At 50.3% G+C, this 21,617-nt stretch carries 16 protein-coding genes and 1 tRNA gene; 2 read left to right on the top strand and 15 right to left on the bottom strand.

Features of this window, described 5'->3' with window-relative positions:
- Positions 1-229: 229 nt before the first annotated feature.
- The 9 genes from Q5866_RS04360 to Q5866_RS04320 form a co-directional block, all read right to left on the bottom strand.
- A complete protein-coding gene (locus Q5866_RS04360) occupies positions 230-1,309 on the bottom strand; it encodes a redoxin domain-containing protein (protein ID WP_270488251.1) in 1,080 nt (359 codons plus the stop codon).
- Between the two features lie 23 nt (positions 1,310-1,332).
- Positions 1,333-1,950 carry a hypothetical protein gene (locus Q5866_RS04355; protein WP_270488250.1) on the bottom strand — a complete coding sequence of 206 codons (618 nt, stop codon included), beginning with the start codon at positions 1,948-1,950 and terminating at the stop codon, positions 1,333-1,335.
- Positions 1,951-2,031: 81 nt separating this feature from the next.
- On the bottom strand, positions 2,032-3,432 hold the full coding sequence (locus Q5866_RS04350) for a discoidin domain-containing protein (protein WP_303179127.1): 1,401 nt from the start codon (positions 3,430-3,432) through the stop codon (positions 2,032-2,034).
- Between the two features lie 117 nt (positions 3,433-3,549).
- Entirely contained in the window at positions 3,550-4,848 is a 1,299-nt protein-coding gene (locus Q5866_RS04345) for a DUF4959 domain-containing protein (protein ID WP_270488248.1), read from the bottom strand.
- 33 nt (positions 4,849-4,881) lie between these two features.
- The gene (locus Q5866_RS04340; protein ID WP_303179066.1) at positions 4,882-6,858 is read right to left on the bottom strand and encodes a RagB/SusD family nutrient uptake outer membrane protein; all 1,977 of its coding nucleotides are present in this window, start codon (positions 6,856-6,858) and stop codon (positions 4,882-4,884) included.
- A gap of 31 nt (positions 6,859-6,889) precedes the next feature.
- A complete protein-coding gene (locus tag Q5866_RS04335; RefSeq protein WP_303179064.1) occupies positions 6,890-10,294 on the bottom strand; it encodes a TonB-dependent receptor in 3,405 nt (1,134 codons plus the stop codon).
- A 165-nt stretch (positions 10,295-10,459) separates the two neighbouring features.
- A complete protein-coding gene (locus tag Q5866_RS04330; protein ID WP_270488246.1) occupies positions 10,460-11,632 on the bottom strand; it encodes a FecR family protein in 1,173 nt (390 codons plus the stop codon).
- A gap of 86 nt (positions 11,633-11,718) precedes the next feature.
- Positions 11,719-12,294: an RNA polymerase sigma-70 factor gene (locus tag Q5866_RS04325; protein ID WP_270488245.1), complete on the bottom strand. Its 576-nt coding sequence runs from the start codon at positions 12,292-12,294 to the stop codon at positions 11,719-11,721.
- A gap of 36 nt (positions 12,295-12,330) precedes the next feature.
- A complete protein-coding gene (locus Q5866_RS04320; RefSeq protein WP_270488244.1) occupies positions 12,331-12,987 on the bottom strand; it encodes an HAD family hydrolase in 657 nt (218 codons plus the stop codon).
- Positions 12,988-13,071: 84 nt separating this feature from the next.
- On the opposite strand from Q5866_RS04320, the gene Q5866_RS04315 reads away from it, so the two are divergent.
- On the top strand, positions 13,072-13,614 hold the full coding sequence (locus tag Q5866_RS04315) for a hypothetical protein (RefSeq protein WP_303179059.1): 543 nt from the start codon (positions 13,072-13,074) through the stop codon (positions 13,612-13,614).
- Positions 13,615-13,719: 105 nt separating this feature from the next.
- On the opposite strand, the gene Q5866_RS04310 is transcribed toward Q5866_RS04315, so the two are convergent.
- Positions 13,720-13,792, bottom strand: a tRNA-Trp gene (locus tag Q5866_RS04310).
- Between the two features lie 89 nt (positions 13,793-13,881).
- Here Q5866_RS04310 and mnmA point away from each other — a divergent pair.
- Positions 13,882-14,940, top strand: coding sequence for a tRNA 2-thiouridine(34) synthase MnmA (gene mnmA, locus Q5866_RS04305; protein WP_303179057.1), 1,059 nt, complete (start codon positions 13,882-13,884; stop codon positions 14,938-14,940).
- On the opposite strand, the gene Q5866_RS04300 is transcribed toward mnmA, so the two are convergent.
- The 5 genes from Q5866_RS04300 to lysS form a co-directional block, all read right to left on the bottom strand.
- Positions 14,920-16,581, bottom strand: a complete 1,662-nt coding sequence (locus tag Q5866_RS04300) for a putative transporter (RefSeq protein ID WP_303179055.1) — start codon at positions 16,579-16,581, stop codon at positions 14,920-14,922. The two genes, mnmA and Q5866_RS04300, sit on opposite strands and share 21 nt — an antisense overlap.
- 34 nt (positions 16,582-16,615) lie before the next feature.
- Complete coding sequence (locus Q5866_RS04295) at positions 16,616-17,803, bottom strand: hypothetical protein (RefSeq protein WP_303179053.1); 1,188 nt, start codon at positions 17,801-17,803, stop codon at positions 16,616-16,618.
- Positions 17,804-17,807: 4 nt separating this feature from the next.
- A complete protein-coding gene (locus Q5866_RS04290; RefSeq protein WP_303179051.1) occupies positions 17,808-18,749 on the bottom strand; it encodes a nucleoside recognition domain-containing protein in 942 nt (313 codons plus the stop codon).
- A gap of 11 nt (positions 18,750-18,760) precedes the next feature.
- The gene (locus tag Q5866_RS04285) at positions 18,761-19,765 is read right to left on the bottom strand and encodes an NAD(P)H-dependent glycerol-3-phosphate dehydrogenase (protein WP_292265762.1); all 1,005 of its coding nucleotides are present in this window, start codon (positions 19,763-19,765) and stop codon (positions 18,761-18,763) included.
- Positions 19,766-19,859: 94 nt separating this feature from the next.
- Positions 19,860-21,584: a lysine--tRNA ligase gene (gene lysS / locus Q5866_RS04280; RefSeq protein WP_186978065.1), complete on the bottom strand. Its 1,725-nt coding sequence runs from the start codon at positions 21,582-21,584 to the stop codon at positions 19,860-19,862.
- Positions 21,585-21,617 lie beyond the last annotated feature (33 nt).

Raw genomic sequence — 21,617 nt, 5'->3', positions numbered from 1 at the left:
TTTATACTTCGTTATAGTAACTAGTCCAGCGTGATTTTTTGACGCCGAGCCAGTATTTGCTTTTCTCGTCTTTATAAAGATTATGGAAACTAAGAAAGTTTATAAAGTTCATGGCCCCTTCGAACTTTATGGACTTTATAGCTCAGAAGCGAAAGTTCGACTTTACGAACCTTATAAACTTTACAAACTTTATGAACTTGAAATAAGAGGTGTGTTTCACACACACCTCTTATTTCAACAACTCCGCCACTTTTTTCTGCAACTGAGCGCCACGCAGGTTCTTGCCGACGATTTTGTTGTTCTCGTCGAGCAGGAGAGTATAGGGGATGCTCATGAGGTTGTACATGCTGGCGATGGGAGAGCCTTGGGCTTTCAGGTCGGAGAAATGTTTCCAGACCATACCGTCTTCCTCGATGGCCTTTTTCCAGGCACGGGGATCGTTATCCAGCGAGAAGCTAATGATTTCCAAACCCTTGGACTGGTACTTCTGGTAGAGTTTCAGCATGTTCGGGTTTTCCTGCCGGCAGGGGTTGCACCACGATGCCCAGAAATCCAGCAATTTCACTTTGCCCTTCACCTGGTGCAACGAGAGGGTGTCGCCCTCCGGGGTCATTGCAGTGAAATCGGGAGCAATACCACCAACCTCCAGCGACTCGTACAGGGCAATCTGCTGTGCGATCACTTTCCCGTAGGGACCACTTTTGACCTCGTCCGTCAGATAGTTGTAGCGTTCCCGCAAGCGTTCCAACCCCACTTGCCTCATGGAATTGGTAATCACGTAAGCTGCCACGAACGATCCGCCGTTGGCTTGCAACATCTCGGTTTCCTGCTTCTGGGCTTTCTCCACGAACTTCTGGAATTGTGACTGGAGGGCTTGCATTTTAGGCATATTCTGTTCCTGGTAAGCTTTTTGCGCCTCGCTTTGCATCCGCTGTTGCTCTTGCTTGACGCTCGCGTTGATGGCATCAAACTGGCGGAGCAATTCCTGCGCCGCACCGCCGCCGTCCACGTAGACCATCTTCTCGTTGGCGATCACGTTAAACACGGCGTTCTCTATCATCAAGGGGATTCTCGCTTTCGCGTCCGCCGTCATGATGTAAGCCACCATCGCACGGTCCACCCGCCCCGAGAACTCGAACTTGCCGCCCACCATATTGGTTGTGGCGAGCGTGTCGCCCCGTTCGCTGATCAACAACATTTTCCCGTCCGGCACCCCGGAGGTTTCCGCCGTGATTTTAAATCCTTCCTGCGCCCGGCAAAACGCAAAGGACGCCAATACCATACCTATTAATAATACTATTTTTTTCATTTCCTTTTTTACTTTTTAAAAAATCATTTATTATCTGTTTCTTCCAAGTCCACGTAAAGTTCTAATAACATTTTTCCCATTTTCCCCCACACGTCAAAAGAGAGGACTTGCTTAAACACATCAGACTCCGAAAAATCCTGGAAATACGGTGACCATTTTTTCAATGCCAGCACATCTATTTTCAAATCCGACAAAGCACGGTAAATCGCTTTCGCTTCCCGCTTGTATTTTTTATACTCACCCGCCAACTTCACTCTACCGGCAACGATCTCCCCTTTACCGTTGAAAGCGTAGTCGACAAGAAACATACGGTCGTTTCCTTTCGGATGCTCCCGCACGCTCTTCACCACTTCTTTCATTTCCGGGGTAAGGATGCCATTCCCAATTATATTCGTTACTTTTTTAAACACGCTGTCCACGAAATGCCCCTTGCAAGTGTGTTCCACGGCATCGATCTTTTTCCCCTTCGGGTAAACGAAAAGCCCCCGATTGGTTACTTTCGTCGCGCGGAGGTCGGATTTAGTAACAACGCCCCCCCCCTCCGGGTATTCCTTTTTGCCTTTCGTTTTCTGGGCGGTGGCGTCCGGCATCCCGAGCAACCCGCACAAGCAAGCGATGGCAAAACAGTAAATCGCTTTCATGATTTCATGTTTCAGTTGTTATTTTGCACGCACCCCGGGAGGGGTGCGGCAAAATAAACCTATTTACAAACACACTATACGTCAGAAAGGAATCACGTCACCAAGCACGCAATCCGTGTTATTATTGGAGTAGCGGTCTTTCACTGTCAGGCGGATATAGCGGACGGTTTGTTTTTCAGTGAAGTTCAGCAGTCGTTTTTCACCGCTGACCGCCCCCATGGTGTTCTCTTCCATGTGGCACGGGTAGGTCCACGTCTGTCCGTCCGCAGACACCTGCACGATAACCGATTCCAGGAGGAAATTCTGCAAGCTGTAGGTCACCTGTCCCTGCACGATTTTCAATCCGCAGACCGTCCGCGGCTCCTGCATGTCAATGGTCAGGTTGTACGACCGCTGCGTCTGTCCAGTATTCGGTACCCACTGCGTCACGGGATTATCGTCGAACAACATCTCCGCCCGGAACCCTTCCGGGGTCTCCCCGGCGGGAGTAATGTCCACCGTCCAGCCTTCCGTATCAAGTAACGCCAGGTCTGCAGGCCATTGCGAGCCGTTCTTTTCATTCACCGTACCCTCATACTTGTATATGCCCAAATTTTGTTTAAAATTATAAAATACCATATCACTGGCCCTATACACGTTGACGACCATGCCCTCGTTCAACTCGTTCAACACGTTCGCGCAGAAATACATCCGGGCTCTTTTATTGGCGTCGGTCAGCGAGGCGACTTTCTTCGTGCTGCCAAAATACCGGTTCTTGCCCAAGTTCAGGGTTTTGAGGTTCGGGAAGTAAAGGATGTCTTCCAACGACGCCAGGTCATAATCCAAGTCCAGCATCTCCTGCTTCAGCAGTTCGGGAGTAATCTCCCCGTAACGTTCCATCAGCTGGTTTCTGAAATCCCCCATCATCGTCACGTTGCCTTTCGCCAAGGTACGTTCAGGGAAGGTGATCAGATCCGGGCAGCCTTCCAGGTATCCCTGGCGTGTCAGGACGATTTCTTTCGAGGGATCCACGTCCCGCAGCAGGTAGTCCCCGGCATCGAACGCCTCTCTCAGGTTGAACTCCTTCGCCGTGCCCTCCGTGTCCGTGTAGTGCAGCGTGAAATTCGCCATGCGCTCCTCATCCCACTCGTTCATGAACAGCACCAGGTTGTTCCTGATGAACACGTGTTTCAGGATACCGGTCGTGAACCCCTGCACCGACTCGTGACCGAGGAAATAGGGCCGCCCCGTCGCCTGCAGGTTGTTGGTGAGGGAGGTGTCCCCCGCCACCGACAGCGCCGCTACCGACACCGTGTAGGTGGCATCCGGCAATCCCTTGATTTCGCACGCTTCGGCATCCGCCGGCACGATCGTGTCGAATGCGGACAAGTCCGAAACACAACGCACCAGAATCTTCTCCCGGTTGGGGTCGAGGGCATTCTTCCAGAACACGCGCAGGCACTCCCAGCCGCTTTCCACCTTCACGTCCGTGCAACGCGCCATGTAGCGCACGGGACCGTCGCCCGCGTAGTCGTCGTAGGTGTCTTTCAAATCTTCGCAGCCCGCAGCAAACAGCAGGGCAAGCATTCCCAATATGCAAATATATCTATGTTTCATCGCTTAATCTTTTTGTACGTAAACTTCCAATTCCTGGTAGGTAAAGATGTTCCTGAAGTTTCTGAATTGATCATTCCAGGTCGAATAATCGAAATGGGCCAAGCACTGCACCTTCACGTATTTATATTCCGTGCCGTCAGTCGGGCAAACCAAGTTCATGAACACGGGATTCGCCCGGTCCAGATTCTCTTCCGTCAAATCCCCGATGGAAGAGTGGCTAACCCAGCAATCCTCATACCCTAAATCGATCGGCTGATAAAAATCCGACAGTTCATCCCACTGCTCCATGTCATTAGAACCGAACACCTTCACATGAGATGGAGTATAATCCTCCAGATTGACCACCGGGTCAGGCAGGTAGCCGGACGACGCCCGCAACATGGCATACAGGCGCACGGTAGCAATCACACGCGGTTCATCCAGCATAAGCACCACGTAGCTGTCTTTGGCGTCCGCTTTCGTCATGTACGTGTAAAAATCATTGTTTTTTCTATTCTTCAATCTTCCGTATCCTTTCACATCCCCGTCGATCAGATACTTGATTCCCAGTTGTCCCGCTACATTGTAAAGGGTCGACGTGCCGCGCTCCTCGCTAAAGCCTCCCGGGTCGGAAACCTCCAGCTTCGTGCGCGGATATTGCTCGGTAGCCAGAATCTTCACGCTGGGGAACACGCGCGTGCGCACGTAATAGCCGTTGGCATCCACGGTCTTCACCACGATGGTGTTCTCGTCCTCGTCACTCACCACCTCGACGAACTGGTTCAGGCGTTGGGCGATCTTGCAATTGGTCAGAAACAAGGTGTCCCGCTCCTTCGTGAAAGGATTGATGCCCACCCGGAAGATGTCGATGCCCTCCCCTGCCGGCATTCCCTCGTAATTCGCCTTCAGCATGAGGCCGTTCCAGACATTCTCCACCCGGATGCTGTCGGCAACCGCATACGCCGCGGACGGCAGGGTGGAAAAGGTGCGCTCCCGGGGGTCGGACTCCACGTTGTTGCGGTCCACCACCGTAATCCGCGCCACCACCTCCTGCTGCGGGGCATTGAAACCGGACAGGACGAGCGAATCGCCGTAAACGCTCCCGTCCTTCATCTGTTCTTCGCCCTGTTCATTCACGTAGCGCACGCGCACGGCGTAGATATCCGTGTTTTTCGGCAAGGCATAGCGCATCACCGCCCCGCCGTTCACGGGAGCGAAGGTAATCCCCTCCGCCGGCACCGATGCCTCGAAAACCGCCGCGTCATCCTCGCAGGCTGCCCAGGCACCCCACAGGAATAATATCGATAACCATTTGTATTTCATATCTTTTTATCTTTTTTTTGTTTATACTCCATTTTACCATCCCGGATTCTGCACGACGCCAGACACCATCACCTCCTGCGAACTGATGGGGAAGAAGTAATCCCGCGGCGTGATGAATCCCCGCAGCGACCAGGCAGGCACCGGTCCCTTGTAATCATTGTAGAAGCCTTCCTCCGAATCGGCGACGATATTCCAGCCCATCTGCGGCTCGTTCAGCTCGTCGGCTTCCAGCCAGCGGCGGAGGTTCCAGAAACGCTGCCCCTCGAATGCCAGCTCGATGTTCGTCTCGCGGCGGATAATCTGGCGCATGCCCGCCTGGGTCGTGGCAAGTTCCGGATTAAGGGAATGCTCGCTCCACGCCTTTTTCACGTCCGGGATGCCGGCACGCACGCGAACCTTGTCGATACCAGCATAAACGCGGTCGTCCGGGGTTTCGAGGTACTCGTTCCATGCCTCCGAGGACATCAGGTAGAGCTGCGCCACCCGGATAAGCGGCATTGGCAGGTCGCCCTTGGCTTCCACGTTCTTGCGATAATTATCCACCACCAGGTCGGTGTAGATGTGCTTGATCAGCCAGTAACCGGTGAGGTTCTGGTTCGCACGGGTACTCCGGAAGGAGAGGTCCGTCCCGAAATACTCGCCCTTGCGCGCCTCGATGACCCTCGGGTTCTGGATTTCGCTGGTATTGTTCTTGATGCGTCCCCGCCAGTTCATGCGGTCGCCGAGGATGCTGGCGTAAAACCGCGGTTCGCGTTTCAGGTGCAGGTTGAGCACCCGCGTCCCTTTCGGGATGATCCGGTCGTATTTCGAGCGCAGTTCTTCACCCATCTGGTAGCGTTTCGCGAATTCCCACTCCTTGTCCATATCGATGGGCAGGCCGTTCTCGGTGTAATACATCTCCACCATCTTCATGGAAGGCGACATCGAGCCGTCCGAAGGAGCATTCTGCAGCTGGTCGTTATACCCAGAAGCATTGAGGATGACCGGCAAGGTATGGGCGAGGAAATAGTTCCAGGCAGCCATCGAAGAATACTGCGTTTTAGCCTGGAATACAATCTCCTTGCTCACGCTGCCGGGCGCCTGCACGGACTGTTCGATGTCCTTGAGCGTGTTGAGCAGCGGGGAAGCCTCACCCGTGTTGCCCTGCACCAGCCCCCAGCCGGCGTCATCGCACACCCGGATTGCTTCATCGCATGCCTCGGCGGCACGACGCCATTTTTCCTTGTCTGCCGACGTGCTGAACAGCGGTTCGCCCTTCCGGTTGCGGAAAGAAGAGTACGCCGGATTGCCGTTGAAGAGGGGCGATGCCTGGTAGACCAGCACCATCGCCTTCAGGGCGAGCGCCGACTCCTTGTGGAAGTATCCCTGGCGGGCAGCCGTTTTCTCCGCCCGCAGCAGGAGCACCTCTATCGCCTCGTCGAGCAGCCGGACGATTTCGTTGAAACAGGTGTCCACGTGGCTACGCGGGAGTTTCATCTCCGATATGCTCTTCTCCACCCCGATGGTCGTGGGCAGCAGAATGATCGGCCCGTATTTGCGCAATTGCTGGAAATAGAGGAACGCCTTGACCGCTTTCACTTCCGCCGTCCACAAGTCCTTCTCCTCCTGCTCCATGTTCAGCGTGTTGCCGATGTTCTCGAAAAAGGTGTTGCAATACTGGATGGTGGCGTAATAAGAGGTGTTCGTCCAGGAATCGCTGATGGGGCTTAACGCCGACTGCACCCCGTCGCCGATCTTGAAGCCGATGATCGGAGGGGCAAACGAACCCATTCCCTCCCGCAGGATATCGTTCCCGACCAGCTCATCCGCGCCGGTAAGGGCAAAATTGGAACAGATGTTCGCCATGCCGGACATGTTCCGGTAACAGGTCGCCACCCAGCCGTCCACCTGGGCGCGCTGCTCGAAGATGGTCTCGACCGACTTGATATCGTTCTCCGGCACGATGTCGAGGTAATCGCATCCCGTCCACAGGAAGGCGGACAGGCAGGCGATGCTGATGATTTTTTTCATATAATTCATTTTCATGTAATTCGTTTTCAAGTTAGAAGCTAAAATTCAAGCCAATAGCATAGGTTTTCTGGATCGGGTAATTGAAGCCGTTATCGCCCAACTCGACATCCCACAGCTTGAAGTTGGTAATGATGAACGGGTTGTTGGCACGCACGAAAACCTTGACGTTTTGCATCCGTATCTTGCGTTTCCAGCTGTCGGGCAGGTTGTACGCCAACTCCAGCGCCGTGCAACGCAAGAAACTGCACTCGCGCATGAAATAGGTGCTCTTGTAAGCCGTCGGTGTAGCGTAATTCACCTTGTACATTCCCTCTTCCTGGTTGTGGTAGGCGATGTTTTGGACCGACAGGCGGGGCCAGAGGGGATGGTTTTTCATGTTCTCGGGCGTCCAGTGGTCGTCGGCAATCGCCTGCAACACGTTTCTGCCGCCATAGAACGGGGAGATGCTCGTCGGGTTGATAAAGAAGCCGCGCTTGCCGGAGCCTTGGAAAGCGAAGTTGAACTCCCATCCCTTGTAGTTGATGAAGCCGCTGAACCCGTACGTGATCCGCGGGGTTTCGGGGAAGCCGATATGCACGGCATCCTTGATGTCGATGATCCCGTCGTTGTTCACGTCCCGGTAACGGATATCGCCGGGGCCGTACTTCCCGCTCTGCGTGGGGGCGGCGGCAACCTCGGCATCGTCGCGGAACAGCCCCTGGTCGATGTAACCGACCTGCTGCGAGATTTCATGCCCCGTCTTGCGCTGCCACTCGGGCGTGTCGGACGCCTCTTCGAGGCTCATGTAAGTCGCTTTGTTATAAGTGAAGGTTCCGTTCAGGATAATCCACAAGTCGGGCGAGAAGGCGTGCTGGATCTTCCCGGAAAAGTCGAGGCCCCGGGAACGCACTTTCCCGATATTGTCCAACTGTTTGCTTTCGATACCCACGTGGGCGGGAATGACCGTCCGGTAGGAGAGGATGTTGTGGCGGATCTCCTGGTAAACGTCCACGGTGAACTCGCCGATGCCCTTGAAGAGTTTTGCCTCCACGCCGACATTCACCTGCTCGGCGATTTCCCATTTGATGTTCTCGTTGGCGTAATTCGTGACTTTCCATCCCTTGGTCGAAGTTTCCCCGGGCTGCTGGGAATTCATCCCGGAATCCACGACCTCCGGCAGATGGACGAAACGGGGCGTATTGATAATCCCGTCGTTCCCGACTTTCCCGTAGGAGGCACGCAATTTCAAGAAAGGCAGCCAGTTGGCGGCACCCGCCATGAAAGGCTCGCTAGAAATCACGTACGCCACGCCGGCGGCGGGGAAGAATCCCATCTTGTTCTTTTTGGCGAAACGCTCGGAACCGTTGTACCCGAAGCTCGCTTCCACGAAATAGCGGTCCTTGAACCCGTACGTTCCACGCATGGAGAACCCTAAATTCCGGTGTTCCACCGCCTCGAGATACTTTTCCGGCGCGGAACTCGTCGATTCCATCGCGTTAAGCACGGCGGTCAAGCTCGTCTGGTGGTCGCCCCACGCTGCCGTGTGGTAGGCGCGCAACTCGTAGGTCAGACGGGTGTCCATGTAAGATTTCTTGTCATCGGCGTTCAAATCGATCGTCCGGTCGCCGCTGGAGGGGTTCAGGGCAAAGAGCTTGTGCACGCCCATGGACTCGTCGAAACTTTGCAGCCGGTAGGAATAGGGTTTGGTAGAGAAGGGCATCGAATAGTAACCCGACTGACTCAACGCCACGCGGGCGCGCAACTCCAGTCCCTTCACCAGGGAAGAGAGGTTGTGGATGTATTCCAACTGGTTGGTCGTACTGTACCGGTTCCGTTCCAAGTAGCCCGCGTGGATCTGCATGTAGGGGTTTTCCTGTCCCGTCTCAGAGTACCCGCCGAAAAGGATATGCTCCCAGTTATGCTCCAAGTCGGCGGGATAGATCGGTGCGAACCGCACGGGATCACTCTCCAGCGCCATTTTGTAAGCCTGCGCCACGCTCACCATGGGACCGTGGTATTTATCCCAGTTGGTCTGGCTGTTGTAGAGCAACTTGATGTTGCGGTGCAGGTTCACGTTCAGGTTCACGCGGAACGAAAGCGTGCTGTTCTTGATGTTCACGTCGAACTCGTTCAAGCGGTCGGTCTTGAGCATACCCATGTCCCGGACATAGTTGACCGACGCGTAGTATTGCATCACCTTCGAGCCGCCCCGGATGTTGACGCCCAGACGGTGGTTGATGTTGTAATCCTTGAAGAGGATGTTCTCCCAGTCATTGGCGGGATACGCCCACGACGGGAAACTCTTGTTCTGCCGGCGGCTGATGTCGAGTGCCGAATAACGGGGCACGGCAAGCGGGTCGCGCGCCATCAGCGCCTCGTTATACATGCGCATGTAGGTCACGGGATCCACGATGTCCAGTTTCTTCGTCGGCATGGAAGCCACCGCCTCGTAACGCACGGAGGTGTAGACGCTGCCTTCCTCCCCTTTCTTGGTGGTCACGAGGATGACGCCGTTCGCCCCGCGGGCTCCGTACATGGCCGTCGCCGCCGCATCTTTCATCACGGAGAAACTCTCGATATCCTCCGGAGCCATACGCGCCAAATCCAGCTTGGAGGACTCGACGCCATCGATCAGGATCAACGGGTCGATGTTCGCCCCGGTCTGGAACGAAGTGATACCCCGGATGTAGAACTTGGTATTCATCTCCTCCTCGGTCAACGCACCGGGAAGGCCACCCGTCTGCCACCCCACGATACCGGCGATTTTACCGGCAAAGCTGGTGGTCAGGTCACTGCTCGACGACTTCAAGTCCATCGGGCGCACCGTGGTAATCGCCGACACGACGCTCTCCTTCTTCTGCTGCCCGAAAGCCACAACCACCGTTTCGTCCAACTCCTGCACGTCCTCCTCCATCGTGACGCGCAATGTGTCTTTCGCCATCTTCTCGGTAAAGTCCAGCGTCTTCTTCTTAAACCCGATAAACGTGAACTCCAGCGTCCCGCTTGTCATGGGCAGATCCAGGGCGAACCATCCCTGCGCATTCGTCGACGTCCCGATGGTCAGCCCGGCGACTTTCACCGTCACACCCGGCATCGATTGCTTCTGTTTGTCGAAGACGTACCCTTTCACACGCACGGATTTCGGCTTCTCGTCATCGACCTTCTCCCGGATCACCACGACATTCCGGTCAAAAGTAAACGCCAGCCCCAACCCGGGCAACAACTCTTCCAACACCTTCCCGAGTTCCCGGTTTTCGGCTTTCACGCTGACCATCCCTTTCGTCTGCATCAAAGCGTAATTGTAGAAGAAATCACACTTCGACTGCTTCCCCAGTTCTTCCAACACCGTGGTTAATGCCACGTTTCGCATATCCACCGTCACTCTCGCATTTTGCGACAGCACGCTGGCGCTCAATGACATACACACGCCAAATAGTAAAACACTCAACAATTTCATAAACATTAACATTTTTCGCCATGACTTCCCATGGCATCGCCAAGCGCAATTTCGCCTTTTTTTCATAGTTTTGTATTTATAATTGTACATGATATACTTCCCTATCGCTGCAAATGAATCGGAAAGTATACTTGATTAACGGCAGGTTGAAGATTGCTCAGGTCTTCAATCTGTTTTTCTTTGCACGGTTATCGTGTTTCCTTTTATTATAAATTCGACATCTTGAGTTTCCTCCATTTTCTTCAACAGATAACTGATATCGTCATAACGCTTCAAGCGTCCCCCGAATTCCATACGTTTCAAATCTTGATTCTGATAAAAGACATTCAAATCATACCACCGGGAAAGTACCTCCATAATATTCTCCAGCGGTTCCCGCTTGAAATAATAATACCCGTCTTTCCAAGAAGTGTACACCTCGGTATCCACCACGTTCACCTCCGCCTTCCCGTTTTGCTTGTCATACACGAGTTGCATCCCGGGTCGTATCACTTGCTGCCCTGCTTTATAATTCACCTGCACACTACCTTCCACCAGCGTTGCGGCAACGGTTTCCCTCTCCGGGTAAGCGTTCACGTTGAACGCCGTCCCTAACACCCGCACGTCAATCTCACCCGCCTTCACGACAAAGGGACGGGCTGTATCTTTTGCCACCTCGAAATATCCTTCCCCGGTTAAAATGACTTCCCGCCGTTTCCCCGCGAAGCGGACGGGATAACGTAACGAAGATCCCGCGTTCAAATAGACCTTGGAACCGTCCGCCAACTGCAAATTATATTCCCCGCCCCGGGGTACCCGAATCGTGTGGTACTCCACCTGCTCGTTCTTCTCTTCCGCACCATAAATCAGCGTACTCCCGTCGCTCATCACTCGCGGGTTCAAGCTATCGGCAGCAAGCACCACTTGGGTGGTGGAATCCAAATAAACCACCTCTCCCCTCGGCAAAACCAACTCCGCCCGCACACTCCCGGGCATGATCCTTGCGGTAGCCACCCGTACTGAAGTTCCCGTTTGCCGTTCTCCCGAGAGCATAAAATAAACCGCCATCCCCACGAACAAGGCTATACCTGCCGCCACCGACAATTGCCGCATCAACCGGACCCTCCCCCGTCGTTTTCTCACGACCTGCTCCACTTGTTCAAAGACGATCTCGTTCTTCCGCCGATGATGCAATTTCGCACCAGAGGAGGCTATTTCCCGCATCTCCCGCTCAAAACGGGAATTTCGCCCGGAAACCTCTTTCCAGTTTTCCAAGATTTGCCGATCCTCCGCGGAAATACGCTCCCCCGCAACAAGGTCTGCCAAAATCCGATCTATTTCATTTTCTTTCATACTCATTATTATGGGTCGTTTACTTATATATCACCACACTTTTCATTTAGGGTGAAAAGAAAATGAATTTTTTTTGCCTTGCCGCAAAAAAATTAAAACACGTCCTCCACGAAGAAAAGCAAAATGGAAGAAAAAGATTCTTTATTCAAATGTTCCCGCAAAAAACGGAGGGCTATTTTCATTTGAGTTTTCACGGTATTCACACTGATCTGCAAGGCGTCGGCGATCTCTTGGTATTTCATATCGTCAAGAGCTGCCATCAAAAATATTTTCCGGCATTCGTCCGGCAAGCGATTTATCGTACGATACAACAACTCAATCTCTTGTCCCGCTTCCTCCTCCCGGAGAATACCGGGTAAAATATAATCATCAACGGAAGAATCGTCGTGCATTTTATCCCGGCGATGTTTATCCCGGATATAATTAATCGTTCGAAACCTCACAGCCTGAAACATAAACCGTTCCAAATCCCCCTCAAAACTTTGCAATCGCCGGGAGAACCACAGGTGCACGAAACATTCTTGCACGATGTCTTCCGCACCCTCCGCATCATGTACCATCCGGTTGCAATACAATAAAAGAGGGTCGTAATAAACATCAAAAAGCAACTGCATCGCCACCTTCTCGTTCTGTTTATACAATGACAATATTTTTTCACTACCCACCATGCCAGTTCATGTTTAGTGCAAAATTAGCATATATTTTTATATTTCATTCAATATTGCCAGTATATCTAATGGAGATTCCGCAACATGGCAAGCCCCGTTTGCCAACAACTCTTCCCGATCCCGAAAGCCCCAAGTCACACCGACGGAAGTCACCCCGCTATTCACAGCGGTCTGCATATCCACACCGGAATCTCCCACGTAAAGCACTTCCTCTTTTCGGACACCTGCTGCTTTTATAATATCATAGACAATCGTCGGATCAGGCTTAATAGCAATCCCCTCCCGTTGCCCGAATACAAAATCAAAAAGTCCTTCGCCAAAATATGCGGGGATAAGGGCTACGGTTGCTTCATGGTATTTATTGGATGCCACGGCTAATAAAATACCTTGCCGCTTCAATTCCCCCAGCAACTCGGGGATTCCGGCATAAGGAGCCGTGAAATCCGCTTTATGCACGGCATAATACGCCACAAAATCCTCCTTAATCTTCATCACATTTTCCGGAGTCCGCACGGCGTCCGGCAAAGCCCGTTCAAGCAATTTATCTATCCCGTTCCCCACGAAATAGCGGTAGGCAGGCAACTCGTGTTCCGGATACCCGTACCGGCGTAAAGCATAATTCGTACTTGCCGCCAAATCTTCCAGCGAATTCAACAACGTCCCATCCAGATCAAAAATTACCAATTTTATCATATCCTTTCCATACTACTAACCAACGCGAAAATAACATTAAAAAAAAGAAATCGCTATATTTGTAACTCTTAATGTCGCTATATTATGAAATCTACATTTATGAAAGTACTTCGCGTACTGGTGCTTTGTGTCGTTATTATCTTGTACACAATCGGCTACCTCTTTAACGAACACACGTTGGTCAATTGGTCAACGCCTGTGCTAATATCTTTGATGATAGCCGTTCTCACTATCCCCTTCTATAAAATGTGGACATGGTTGACAACAGGAGAAGATAAAATTCTCAATTTGCTTTGCCATATGATTTGCGTGGGAGCTTTAAGCTATGCCTCGCTCCTCGCGGGCAACTATTACTGGGTTGACCCGGCATCCGAGAAACAAGAGGAGGTTGTCGTGCAGAATAAATACCAAAAAACACGCCAGAAAACACGGCGGGTAGGCAGAGGCAGGTACGTGGCAGACGGGACACGTAAAGAATATTACCTGGAAGTGGTTTTCGCCGACGGGATGAAAAAAAACTTACACGTATCCCTCTCGGCTTACAACAAAACCTCGGTAGGAAAAACAAAGGTACTGACTTTACAAAAAGGCTTCTTCGGACTTCCCGTAATAACAAAGGGATTGTAAAACCACCAAGTGTTATATTAGCACGCTCCCCTATGAACCTTACAAACTTTACGAACTTTATAGACCTTATAAACCAAGGGCTGTGTCGAAACACAGCCCTTTCTGCACGGGAGGAGAGGTTCGAACTCCCGACCCTCGGTTTTGGAGACCGATGCTCTACCAACTGAGCCACTCCCGTTTTTCACGTTGCAAAATAAGGGAATTTTATCGAGCAAAACAACAGGGAGGGCAAATTAATGCTTATTTTTGTTTCCAAAAATAAGCGATATGACAAAAATTGTGGTAGGTCTTAGCGGAGGAGTAGATAGCTTCGTGACAGCCCTTCTGCTACAACAGCAAGGTTTTAAAGTAATTGGCGTCAATCTCAGGCTATGGGATTCCCCGACATTCCCGGCACAAGAAAACGAATTGGATAATCTTTGCCACGCTACCGGGATAGAATTACTCCGGGTCGACGACAGGGCTCTTTTCGCATGTCAGGTTGTAGCCCCATTCGTTAAAGGTTACCTTTCCGGAGTCACCCCCAACCCCTGCGCAGTCTGCAACAGCTTCGTGAAATGGCACTTGTTATGCGCACTTGCCGATGATCTGAAAATACACCATATCGCAACAGGACATTATATCCGGATACAAGCCTACAACCATCACTCCTACGTGCATAAAGGCATTGACCCGAACAAAGACCAATCCTACTTTCTGTGGGGTGTCCGGGAAGAGATTCTTGCCCGCGCGATCACCCCGCTGGGGAATTACACGAAAGCACAGGTAAAAGAAATCGCCGGACAATACAGCTACATCCGGTTAGCCACCAAACGGGAGAGCATGAGCATCTGTTTCCTTGAAGGCGGGGATTACCGGGATTTCATTGCCCGCCAACCCGATACGGCATCCTGTTTCCAAACGGGGAAGATCATGGACGAAACAGGCAATATTATCGGCGAACACGATGGCATCGGGAATTACACGATAGGACAGAAAAGAGGCATTCCCTTAAAAAACGGGAACCCGCAATATGTAGCGAAAATCGATGCCCGTAACAATCAAATTATCGCATGCGACAAATCCTCTCTCTACCGCACGGAACTTCTCGTGAAAAACTATCATTTCATAGATCCCCAAGAGTTCCTAGCGACAGATATAGAAGTAAAAGTGCGCGGGCTGGGACTAAACCCGCAAGGCTACGCTCAAATTTCCACGCTCCCGGACACATCGCTTCTCGTGCGCCTTGCCGCCCCGGCATGGGCTGTTGCCCCGGGACAACCCGTGGCGTTCTACCGGGGCGACAGGGTTATCGGAGGCGGAATCCTATGCGAACAGCAAAATTAACAGTTGTGCCGTCAATACCCGCAAGAACATTGTGAGCGGGTACACCGTGGCATAACTTACCGAGGGGGCATCGTTTCCCGCCATCCCGTTAGAATACGCCAAGGCAGGCGGGTCTGTCATACTTCCGGCTATCAATCCCATCAATGTAAAATAGTTGATCTTGTATATTCCCCGAGCCACGATTCCCATGATAATCAAAGGAACGATCGTGATAATAAAACCATAACCGATCCACGCATAACCGCCTTGATTGATAATCGTTTCCACGAAACCATCTCCCGCACGCAATCCCACGCTGGCAAGGAATAAAGCGATACCCACTTCACGCAACATCAGGTTCGCACTCATGGTGGTATAAGTCACCAACCCGTATTGAGGCCCGAAACGGCTAACCAGAATAGCAACAATCAAAGGACCTCCCGCCAATCCCAGTTTCACGGGTTGTGGGATTCCGGGGAATGTAAACGGAATACTTCCCAGTACAATACCTAAAAATATACCCAAGAAGATAGGTACCAAATTCGGTTCGCGCAAACGGCGTAGAGAGTTACCCAACACCTTTGCCACGTTATTGACAGCCGCCTCCGGTCCCACCACCGTCAAACGGTCACCAATCTGCAATTGCAGATTCGGTCTTGCCACCAAATCCACTCCCGCACGATTCACCCGTGTCACGTTCACCCCGAAACAATTCCTCAACTTCATCTCACCCAACATTTTCCCGTTCACCGCGGCTTTCGTGATAGCAATACGTCGGGATACAAGTTTTTTATCTAATTTCTCCCATTCGACTTCAACCCTTTCGCCCAAGAATGCCGTGATAGCATCAATGTCTTGCAAGGCCGCCACCACGAGTAATTTATCCCCGGCACTCAAACAAGTTTCGGAAGAACCAAGTTCAATACTATCATCTTCGTGATAAACCCGGGAAAATACAAACTTCCGGTTTATCAAACGAGTTACTTCCTTCAAATCTTTTCCAAACAAGGCAGGATTGGTCACCCGCACGGAAAACTGTTGCGCATTGCTTCCTTTGTCCGTATCTTCCCGTTCCAACGCCTCATTTTCCTTTTCCAGATTCACCCGGAAAAGCACCCTCATCAACATAATCGAACAGATAATTCCGACCACACCCAACGGATAGGCAACGGCATATCCCAACGCAATCGTCGGGTCTTCCATCCCGGAAGCATCCATGTAAGCCTGCTGCGCGGCTCCCAGTCCCGGGGTATTCGTCACGGCTCCGGACAGGACTCCAACCATCGTCGTGATAGGCAGTCCCGTGACAACATGAATAATATAGGTAGTGACAACACCCAGCAACACGATTCCCGTCGCTAACATGTTTAACGTCATTCCTCCTTTCCGGAAAGAAGAAAAGAATCCCGGTCCCACTTGCAGCCCGACCGAATACACGAACAGGATTAACCCGAACTCCTGTACGAAATGCAAAATATGCCCGTCTACCTGCATTCCAAAATGACTACAGATAATTCCCACGAAAAGAATCCACGTGATACCCAAAGAAATTCCCCAAACCTTCACCTTGCCCAACACGATTCCCAAGGCGATGACGATCGCGAACATCAAAACAGAATGTGCAACCCCTTGCCCGAAAAACAGGTCACCTAACCAAGACATATCGATTTATGATTTATGATTTACGATTTATGATTTATGATTTCATTTGTTTTTTATCTGCTGACCGATGAAATTCTATATCATCCCTGAACAATTTCCGGTACGTGATGTACGTTTGGGATTGCTTCGCCCCGATATAGTGCATCAAATGCATCATTTGGGGATTGAAATCACCGACCCAACTCAAGTCCAACCAATCATATCGTTTTTTATCCTCTATCATTCTTTTACAGAAAGCATAGATCATGGCAGCCTCCACCCCGCGTCCTTGATACTCCGCGGCAACCCCGAATATCAATCCCAAAGCGACACGTCCCGGTTTTAGATAGCGATAATACAAGAATTTCAAAATACCCAGACCGCTAATTTTCCCGTTCACGTGCTTCACGATATAATTCAATTCGGGAATCGTGATAAAGAATCCTATCGGTTCACCTTTGTAATGAGCGAAATAAAGCAAGTCCGGATCCAATACTGGTTTCAATGTTTTGAACAGCACGTCCACCTGCTCTTTCTCCATGCCTGCCACACCATGCACGTCCAGATTCCATGCCTTGTTATAAATGGTAAGAAAAGAAGATTTCGCTTGTTCCGGTGTCATCTCCCGGTAAGATATAATCCGATAATCTCCGTTTTTCAACAACCTTTCGGATTTCCAAATCACCACTTCGGAGAGGCTCTCCATCACCATCGGCGTACGATAAATATATTGCTTGAAGTAATCGCGAAACCCGTAATTCTCGAAAAACGGTACATAATACGGGTGCGTGTACGGCATCTGGAATACTGGCGGTTTAAAACCATCCACCAACAATCCCCACCATTCATTACGTTCCCCGAAATTCTCCGGTCCCTCCATAGCTTCCATCCCCCGTTCTTCCAACCAAGCACGACAACGATCGAACAACATAAAAGCAGCTTCCTGATCGTTAATACATTCGAAAAAACCCATACCACCCACGGTATAAGAATCTAACCGGCAAGTATCTTCGTCGATAAATGACGCCACACGTCCGACACATTTCCCGCTTTCATCCCGAAGCAACCAACGAGTACATTCGCCGTGTTTAAAGAAAGGATTCTTATCCTTGTCAAATACTTTCGTGATATCACTATCCAAAGGTCGTACCCAGTTCTTGTCATCCTTATACAAGGCTACCGGCAAAACCAGAAATTCTTTTGCCTGCTTTTCGTTTAAAACCTCTTCTATGGTATATTTCATATATTTATATACTAACGTTTTCTACTTTTACGACCGGATGTGCGTGTGCCCGCAAACCATAAATCCCCCGCCTAATCCACACCACGATTATCGCCAACACGACACGGGGAAATATCAGCCAGCCTATAGGCAACCCCATCACCACGAACAACAAAGGGTCTTCCAGTTGCGAATGGGAAATCGCCAAATGGTAATTCAACAAATCCGCTTCCTGATGTGCCAGTTTTCCTTCTTTGGCGTATTCCAGCATAATTGCCGAACCGTAAGCCAGACCAACCGTGTTGCCCACGAGCCACAGGAATGCCACATCCGGTTTTAACCCGAACACCCGCATCAACGGCGATAACATCGAGGAAAGAATCTTCAACACCCCAAATTCCTCCAAAACCCGCTGCAATATCATCAACCCGGTAATCATCAACACGATCTTCACGCACAACATCAAACTACTCTCCAACCAATGGATTAAAGTATCACCCAAGTTCATCGCGACTGCCGTTTCCGCCATCATCTGACCACCCATCTCCGGCAATATCCAATTTAACACGATAGCCGCCACGAAACTTCCCGCTACGCGAAGGAATATCATTCCCCTTGCCGAAGATCCCGTTTTCTGCAACACCAAGGTTTCCACGATAAAGTTGTGCGAGATCAAGCACATGGTCGCCATAATAAGGCTTTCCCTCACGGAAAAATCCAACGTGGCAAGCAACGCTATCACCGTGTATATATTCGTGAATATACTGGTCACAAAAACCAAAGCCGCATCTCCCGGCAATCCGATCAACGTGAACAGGGGAGCCGCGAAAGAAGATATATAAGGCAGGATATTAAAATACGAGAGCAACGTCACGAACAAAGAAACCGGCAACATGATTTTCAAAAACCACATCGACGTCTTCATTGCCACGGGCACGGCCTTTCGTACACACTTCCAAAACCTCATACAATTGAAAATTATCTCAGTTCATCTGTCAGCAAACGGATCTCCATCGTGGGACTGATACGCTCGTAGAGAATGTTATACACGGCATTGGTGATCGGCATATGCACCTTAAATTCTTCGTTTATCTCGTGAATACCTTTCACTCCGAAATATCCCTCGGCAATCATTAACATCTCCATTTGAGCCGATTTCACGGAATAGCCCTTCCCGATCATCGTTCCGAACGTCCGGTTCCGGCTAAACTGCGAATAGGATGTCACGAGTAAATCCCCCAGATAAGCCGAAAACTTAATGTCCCGCTGCATGGGATGTACCGTGTTCACGAAACGTTCCATCTCCTGAATAGCATTGGATATCAGCACGGCTTGAAAATTATCCCCGTAACGTAAACCGTGACAAATACCCGCCGCGATAGCAAACACGTTCTTCAACACGGCTCCGTACTCCGTCCCGTAAATATCATCGGATATCGTGGTCTTCACGTAAAAGCACTCGAACAATTGCGCCACCAACCGGGCTATTTTCAGATTCTGGCTCGCGAACGTGAGATACGACAAACGTTCCAAAGCTATCTCTTCCGAGTGGCAAGGTCCGGATATAATCACGATCTGCTCCAAAGGCACTTCATATTGTTGATGAAAGAACTCCCCGATAGTCAAGTTCTCATCCGGAATCAATCCTTTAATAGCGGAAACAATCACTTTATTTTTCAAGGGGATCTGCAATCTTGAAGTCACGACATTTCTCACGAAAGCGCTTGGAATGGCAAACACGATCACGTCGGAATTCATTACCAGCTTGTCCAAATCATCCGTGAATGTGATCTTGTCCAAATCGAACTCGACTTCACACAGATACCTCGGGTTGTGTTTTAATACTTTAAAGGCTTTAATCGATTCGATATTTCGCATGAACCAATTGATATGCCCGTTATTTTCTGTCAGCATTTTCGCGATTGCGGTAGCCCAACTACCTCCGCCCACAACACCAATCCGCGGTTTATCCACTATTTCCATATCATATAGTTTATAAAGTTTTTAAAGTTCATAAAGTTCATAAGGTAAAAACAAAAACTTTATAGACCTTATGAACCTTATAAACTTTATGAACTTATTTGAACCAATCCTTTACTTCGTCCTGTGACAAAGTCTTCAATCCTAATTTCATCTTCTTGTTCAAGCCGCTCAACTCTTGATGCAACTTGTTCGGATTTTCCACCGTTTTCAAAGCCTCTACGGTCTGGAATCCGGCCTTGCGCACCACTTGTACCCAGTCGGCAGGAATACCCAACTCGATAAACTTCTCGTCCGGATCGTTCACGACCACCTTTTCCGGCTTCATCTGCGGGAAAAGCAACACATCTTGGATAGACAGGCTATTGGTCAAGAACATGCACAAACGGTCGATACCGATACCCATGCCGGAAGTCGGCGGCATCCCGTATTCTAGCGCACGCACGAAATCATAATCGATGAACATCGCCTCGTCGTCCCCTCTCTCTTGAAGAGCCAACTGATCCTTGAACCGATTCAACTGGTCGATCGGGTCATTCAACTCGGAATAAGCATTAGCCACCTCTTTCCCGTTCACGAACAACTCGAAACGTTCCGTCAATCCCGGATCATTACGATGCATTTTAGTCAACGGGGACATCTCTACTGGATAGTCATAAATAAACGTCGGTTGGATATAATGCCCTTCGCACTTCTCCCCGAATATCTCGTCAATCAATTTTCCTTTCCCCATGGTTTCATCTACCTTTAAACCGATAGACAAACAAAACTCACGTATCTCGTCCTCGCTCTTGCCGGTAATATCAAACCCGGTATATTCCATGATTGCCTCGGACATCTTCACCCGCTTGAAAGGTGGTTTGAAATCCACTTCATTCTCCCCGAAAACGGCTTTTGTAGTTCCGTTCACGGCAATAGCGGCAGCTTCAATCATGCGCTCCGTGGAATCCATCATCCATAAATAATCCTTATAAGGCACGTACACCTCCATACAAGTAAATTCCGGGTTATGTGTACGGTCCATACCTTCATTCCGAAAATTCCGCGAAAACTCGAACACGCCGTTAAATCCCCCCACGATCAGACGTTTCAAGTACAACTCGTTGGCGATTCTCAAATAAAACGGGATATCCAATGCATTATGATGCGTGATAAAAGGACGTGCTGAAGCACCGCCCGGTATCGCTTGCAACACGGGAGTTTCCACCTCCAGACATCCCATTTCCGTGTAGAACTGCCGGATAGCGTTGATCATCTTCGTCCGCTTGATAAAAACATCCTTCACCTGCGGGTTCACAATTAAATCCAAATAACGTTGACGATAACGCAATTCCGGATCGGTAAAAGCATCAAAAACCTTCCCGTCTTTCTCTTTCACGATCGGAAGCGGACGCAAGGACTTGGACAACATCACCAGCTCTTTCGCGTGCACGGAAATCTCTCCCATATTCGTGCGGAACGCGAACCCTTTCACTCCAACGATATCCCCGATATCCATCAACTTTTTGAATACCGTGTTATACATCGTGCAAGCTTCATCCCGACTCACATCATCCCGACTCACGTAGACCTGAATCCTACCCTCGGCGTCTTGTAATTCAAAAAATGAAGCCTTACCCATGATGCGTCGACTCATCATTCGCCCGGCAATCACAACTTCCTGCAATTCCTCCGGTGATTTTTCAAATTTATCAAGAATCTCTTTAGAAAGGTGAGTTACTTTAAATTCCGGTGCCGGATAGGCATTAATTCCCAAATTCTTCAACTCGTTCAAAGAGTTCCGGCGAATAATTTCCTGTTCGCTTAATTCTGCAAGACTCATTCTTATATACTTTTAAGGGTTATATTTACTTTT

It is taken from the genome of uncultured Butyricimonas sp., assembly GCF_959596855.1.
Classification (GTDB): domain Bacteria; phylum Bacteroidota; class Bacteroidia; order Bacteroidales; family Marinifilaceae; genus Butyricimonas; species Butyricimonas muris.
Note: the sequence above shows the minus strand (reverse complement) of the source record. Positions and strands in the feature narration are given on the sequence as shown.

What these genes read in the sequence shown, in the direction of transcription:
- Q5866_RS04360 (WP_270488251.1), bottom strand. Translation starts at nt 1,309, where the DNA reads ATGAAAAAAATAGTATTATTAATAGGTATGGTATTGGCGTCCTTTGCG.
- Q5866_RS04355 (WP_270488250.1), bottom strand. Translation starts at nt 1,950, where the DNA reads ATGAAAGCGATTTACTGTTTTGCCATCGCTTGCTTGTGCGGGTTGCTC.
- Q5866_RS04350 (WP_303179127.1), bottom strand. Translation starts at nt 3,432, where the DNA reads ATGGCGCGTTGCACGGACGTGAAGGTGGAAAGCGGCTGGGAGTGCCTG.
- Q5866_RS04345 (WP_270488248.1), bottom strand. Translation starts at nt 4,848, where the DNA reads ATGAAATACAAATGGTTATCGATATTATTCCTGTGGGGTGCCTGGGCA.
- Q5866_RS04340 (WP_303179066.1), bottom strand. Translation starts at nt 6,858, where the DNA reads ATGAAAAAAATCATCAGCATCGCCTGCCTGTCCGCCTTCCTGTGGACG.
- Q5866_RS04335 (WP_303179064.1), bottom strand. Translation starts at nt 10,294, where the DNA reads ATGAAATTGTTGAGTGTTTTACTATTTGGCGTGTGTATGTCATTGAGC.
- Q5866_RS04330 (WP_270488246.1), bottom strand. Translation starts at nt 11,632, where the DNA reads ATGAGTATGAAAGAAAATGAAATAGATCGGATTTTGGCAGACCTTGTT.
- Q5866_RS04325 (WP_270488245.1), bottom strand. Translation starts at nt 12,294, where the DNA reads ATGGTGGGTAGTGAAAAAATATTGTCATTGTATAAACAGAACGAGAAG.
- Q5866_RS04320 (WP_270488244.1), bottom strand. Translation starts at nt 12,987, where the DNA reads ATGATAAAATTGGTAATTTTTGATCTGGATGGGACGTTGTTGAATTCG.
- Q5866_RS04315 (WP_303179059.1), top strand. Translation starts at nt 13,072, where the DNA reads ATGAAATCTACATTTATGAAAGTACTTCGCGTACTGGTGCTTTGTGTC.
- mnmA (WP_303179057.1), top strand. Translation starts at nt 13,882, where the DNA reads ATGACAAAAATTGTGGTAGGTCTTAGCGGAGGAGTAGATAGCTTCGTG.
- Q5866_RS04300 (WP_303179055.1), bottom strand. Translation starts at nt 16,581, where the DNA reads ATGTCTTGGTTAGGTGACCTGTTTTTCGGGCAAGGGGTTGCACATTCT.
- Q5866_RS04295 (WP_303179053.1), bottom strand. Translation starts at nt 17,803, where the DNA reads ATGAAATATACCATAGAAGAGGTTTTAAACGAAAAGCAGGCAAAAGAA.
- Q5866_RS04290 (WP_303179051.1), bottom strand. Translation starts at nt 18,749, where the DNA reads ATGAGGTTTTGGAAGTGTGTACGAAAGGCCGTGCCCGTGGCAATGAAG.
- Q5866_RS04285 (WP_292265762.1), bottom strand. Translation starts at nt 19,765, where the DNA reads ATGGAAATAGTGGATAAACCGCGGATTGGTGTTGTGGGCGGAGGTAGT.
- lysS (WP_186978065.1), bottom strand. Translation starts at nt 21,584, where the DNA reads ATGAGTCTTGCAGAATTAAGCGAACAGGAAATTATTCGCCGGAACTCT.